We start from the raw sequence: 4,403 nt of genomic DNA on the forward strand, positions 1-4,403 counted from the left end.
GATCCGACTTATATGCATAATCGGTTTATTCATGCTTTCGGCGGTCAGTGCTGCTGATGTCAACGGCACCTCAAGCCATAATGTTCATCCGATTGCTTCAAACTTAAGCAATGATGACATTCAGACAATATTTGATGGGGCCTGTGAAGGAGATACTTTTGAATTTACTGACAGAAATTACAAGGACATTTCTTTAGTCGTTGATAAGAAACTGAATATTGTTTCTCATGTCAATTCAAAAGTCTATTCTTCCAATCAGATAAGCTCAAAAGCCAAAAACCTTGGAATAACCGATACTTTTGGATTTTACTTCACATCAAATGGTGCAGGCAGTGTCTTATCAGGCATAACAATTATTTCCCATGAGAGTGACTGTGGGATAATTGTAGACTCATCAGACAATACAACCATAAAGCATAATGTTGTAACTGGGGGAGGAAATGCCATTTTGATTAAGAATGCAAAAGGAGTTATCATTACTGACAACAATGTTTCCGAAGCCGAATTTAACGGTATCCAGCTTAAAGATGTTGCAAACTCTCAAATTTCAAAAAATGATTTTTCCTCTAATGGACGATCAGGAATTGAAACTTCCAACATTTTCTTCTGCAATATTACCTACAATGCGGTTCACCATAACGGTTTCAATGGAATTTCACTGTATAATGCATCTGTTGGAAATACCATAAAGCATAATGATGCCTATGAAAATCCCAACGGAATTTATATAGATTCACAGTCAAGCTTTGATGTAATCAATGCGAACTCATTTACCTATAACAGAAAGGATACTGATTATGAACTGGGAGCATTTGAAAGTGGAAACGGATTGCTGTTCGGTGCCGACTTTAAAACATCAAAGGAAGGTAACCCTTCAAGGCTGGAAGTCAAAGGTAATGTTTTAGCCCACAATGAAGGTTATCAGGCAAAAAACAATCCTGAATTGCCGACATTTAAATTGGGAGATAACTGGTTTGATTCAACTGATGATGAAAATACTTTTGTCTGTCCGATGCTTCTTGCAGGAATCATGAAAATGGGAACAGTTTCAATCAAAAACGGAATTGGTTTACAGATGTATGATACCAGTGGTGAAGCAGTCAAAGAATTTGGAACATTCGATACCAAAGTTAACATTAATGGAAACACTTTTACTGCAAGATTTGTTAACGGTAAGGCCACTATTGAAGCCAACCTTGATCCCGATAAGGAATATGATGTCGATGTCATGGTTGGGGGCCGTCCGGTTACCTACAAATATCACACTGCTGCAGGTGAAAAGGGCAATAATGAAGACTCAAAAACATCTGATGCAACCGACGGAAAACGGGGAGCGTCAGGAACAAGTTCAAAAATTTCAACAGATTCTGACAACGGCGGTGTTGCAAAAGGCATTGGGAATGTAGAAAACGGCAATGCCACCAGTGCTCATTACTCTTCAAATAGGAATTCCGGTGTGTTTGGAACAAATGCATCAGGCGATTTGAGGGATTCATCTGACAATGGCCAGGATGTCCAAACAAAAGGTGATGTAAGTGCCGGTGACGCCAGTGAAGGTGAAGTGTCCGAAGAGGGTAAGGCATATGAGATAGTTCCTAAAAGCAAAATTTCCAAAGAGGTTACAGATACATCCGGTCTTGTCGTGTTGAGTATCATATCTCTTTTGGGTTGCCTAGTCTATGGATATAGAAACAAAAGTGAATTTGATTAAAATTTCATTTTCTTTTTTTTCTTTTTATACTTGTTTTAATATAATTATTATCAATGACAACAAAAACTAGTTCAATCAAAATCAACACATCAAAGAATTTTGAAATCATTGACATCACATCCAAAATCAATGAACTGATTGACATTGAAGAGGGAATAGTTTCCATTTTTTCAAGACATTCCACCTCTGCAATTGTCGTAAATGAAAATGAAAAGGGCCTTTTATCCGATCTTGAATTCATGTTGAATGAAATAGTCACAGATAAGTTCAGCTATGAACATGACAGAATAGATAACAATGCAAGGTCTCATCTTAAATCATTTTTGCTTTCGTCAAGCGAAACTTTACCCGTTAAAAATGCTAAGCTTGACCTTGGCACATGGCAGTCAGTTTTTTTCATAGAATTAGATGGACCAAGACACTCAAGAACAGTAACTTTGACAATGGTTGGTGAATAATTGAAAAAATGGACAATAATTTTAATAGGAATTATAATAATCCTATTAATTTTTATAGTTATTTTTAATAATCCTGATGCTTCTCATGGAGTGAGCAATTACTCCGAAATGGAAACACAGATGAGAAAATTGTGGTATTGAAAAAGAATTTAATTGATAAATTCAATTTCAAATGCAATAACCGGCTGGTCTAAGGTAAAGTTGGTAATCACTTCAGGTGATATTTCACCGAAGAATCCTTCAACAGATCCGTTTTCGGCTGAACCTTTTACATCAGCAACACGGCCTGCAATGAAAGTCTTGTTTTCGCTGTCGGATATTTCCATGGAGTATCCGAGGTTAGCCAAAACGTTTGTAACAACGGATTTTATTTCAGTAAAGTTTGCGCTGGAATGGCATATTACACCTGCCAGTTTTTTAGAGGCAACGGTCTTGTTTTCTTTAGTTTCATCAAGGTATAAAACATCACCTATTTCAAAAAGTTTCTGTGGAAGGTCTTTATCCTTGTTGTCTTCTAAAAATTCCATTAAACTATTGATTAAACTGGTTCTGATCATGGTTCTGTCGATTGTAATAGGTTTTGCAACCTGAACATGGTCTTTTTCAGTTTGGTTCATTTTTACGTAATGTGCCTCTTCGCTTGTAAGCATGAGACTCATGATTTCCTGAAATCCTAATCCCACCATCACTTCACGGATTGTGCTTTCGGCCTTAAACCAGTTGTTTTCATAAGCGACAGTGTTGATGTCAGGCAGTTCTGCAACAACGTCATTTATGTGGTACTGCACTGCAATGTTTTCAACGATATCCACTTCATGTAAAATGTCGACCCTGTAGGATGGAATTTTTACTTTCAGTTCATTGTCATTTAGAATTTCTGCATCAAAACGAGCTTTTAAAAGCAATTCTTTAACATCTTCAGCAGTCAGAGTCAAACCACCAATTAAATTGTTTGCGGTATCAACATGTACATTCATAAATTGCGGAGCTAAAGTAGGGCTTGTGATGGTTTTATCTTCGTATTTGACTTCCATGCTTTTTATTTGTCCGCCGACTTCGGCAAATGATGAACAGATAATGTTCAATGTTTGGTTAACTGCTCTTTCATCAGTACCTGTCACATCAACAATGATGTTTTTTGTATCTTCCCTGAGTTTGGTAAGCTCCCCGTTGATGATTGGTGGCATGGACAATACGTTGTCATCACAATCCAAAATTAATGGGTATTTATCAAAATCTTCAATTAAATGAGCGTAAGCTTTTCCTTTGTCATGTTCTGTTAGGATTTCTTGCGGAGTCATTGGAGTTTCTTTTTCAAGTGCTACAAATGCATTTTCATCTTTAGGTGTTGCAATGTATTTGTATGGAGCTTTTACAACATCTGCATTGTGGATACCGATTGCAACCTTTTTCCTGTCCCTTCCGATTACCCAGTGAAGGCTTTCCTGGAAATCCATAACGTATTTGAGCTTGTCTCCGCTGAAGTCAACACCTTCTATTTTTGCAAATGCAATGTATGGTCTGATTTTTGCAACTTCGCTGTCAACCTCTACAATTTCTCCTGACTCTTCAACTTGATAGTCGGGAAAACCAGTTTCTTGACCAATAAATCCTTTAAAAGATCTAGCTACTCCTTCAACAGACAGGTTATCTGGTCTGTTAGGGAAGAATTCCACCTTGATTTCCTCATCGTCAAAGTCCTCAATGTCACTTGACATCATAGGTAAGGTGTCTATCAGTTCGTCTTTATCCATATCTATTCCTAAATCTTTTAAATCTTGATATTTGAATGTTATAACTGGCATTTAATAACTCCATTTTAAATTTTTACAATCCATAAATCAGCATGAAAAATAGAGACTCGACTACAAAGTGAAGCGCTCTGTGAGCTATTTCGCTCATGTCACGCACTAAAATTGTGTGTGAGACATCTATTACAAAATGAATAAGGGCTGCTTCAATTCCTATAATAGGGTTTAAGAAAACAATTGATAGGATAACAAAATGGAATCCTGCTTCCATTATTTCATGTGCTAACCAAGTCTGCCATGTTGTTTTAGTTGTCTGTTGGATTAAGCCACCCAGAATAATGTAAAAGTTATTTAATACCTTCCACATTAGTTGTGTGTGCAGTATATCACTTAAAGCTAAAACAATAGCAACATAAAACCATAGTAAGTTCATTTTTAACAGTCCTTTTTTTGATTGATAATATTAATAATATAATTTTATTA

The 4,403-nt window shown here is 36.5% G+C and carries 4 protein-coding genes; 2 read left to right on the forward strand and 2 right to left on the reverse strand.

Annotation, left to right across the window (positions count from 1 at the left end):
- Positions 1–1,711: right-handed parallel beta-helix repeat-containing protein (locus ACKI2P_RS06635; RefSeq protein WP_407376169.1), on the forward strand; the 1,711-nt coding region annotated here is incomplete at its 5' end.
- A 53-nt stretch (positions 1,712–1,764) separates the two neighbouring features.
- On the forward strand, positions 1,765–2,169 hold the full coding sequence (locus tag ACKI2P_RS06640; protein ID WP_407376171.1) for a secondary thiamine-phosphate synthase enzyme YjbQ: 405 nt from the start codon (positions 1,765–1,767) through the stop codon (positions 2,167–2,169).
- Between the two features lie 149 nt (positions 2,170–2,318).
- On the opposite strand, the gene pheT is transcribed toward ACKI2P_RS06640, so the two are convergent.
- Positions 2,319–3,974, reverse strand: a complete 1,656-nt coding sequence (pheT, locus tag ACKI2P_RS06645) for a phenylalanine--tRNA ligase subunit beta (protein WP_407376173.1) — start codon at positions 3,972–3,974, stop codon at positions 2,319–2,321.
- 22 nt (positions 3,975–3,996) lie between these two features.
- Positions 3,997–4,353: a hypothetical protein gene (locus tag ACKI2P_RS06650; protein WP_407376175.1), complete on the reverse strand. Its 357-nt coding sequence runs from the start codon at positions 4,351–4,353 to the stop codon at positions 3,997–3,999.
- Between the last annotated feature and the right edge of the window lie 50 nt (positions 4,354–4,403).

It is taken from the genome of Methanobrevibacter sp., assembly GCF_045541095.1.
Taxonomy (GTDB): Archaea; Methanobacteriota; Methanobacteria; order Methanobacteriales; family Methanobacteriaceae; genus Methanocatella.